The following is a 218-nucleotide window of genomic DNA, read 5'->3' as shown; positions in this document are numbered from 1 at the left end:
TCGTCATTTCAAGAGCCCGTGTGAAAAAATCAACTTGTCCAAAATTACCGGATTTTAACACGAGGCGGATGTGCTTGTTTTGTACTGGTATCATGATCGGGACGCCAGGTGCCACAGAGTCACCTATTTCGAATACATCATAGCCAAGAACTTTTGTTACAGCACCGGAAGTTTCACCACCGGCAACTACAATGCGCCCATACCCTTTGTGTAACAGA

The 218-nt window shown here is 45.4% G+C and carries 1 protein-coding gene; it reads right to left on the bottom strand.

What is annotated here, in order from left to right; genetic code table 11:
- A partial coding sequence (locus HJY11_RS14290; RefSeq protein WP_279571115.1) for a nucleotide-binding domain containing protein occupies positions 1 to 218 on the bottom strand: 218 nt, incomplete at both ends.

The sequence above is a fragment of the Bittarella massiliensis (ex Durand et al. 2017) genome (assembly GCF_017566145.1).
Classification (GTDB): Bacteria; Bacillota; Clostridia; order Oscillospirales; family Ruminococcaceae; genus Bittarella; species Bittarella massiliensis_A.
Note: the sequence above shows the minus strand (reverse complement) of the source record. Positions and strands in the feature narration are given on the sequence as shown.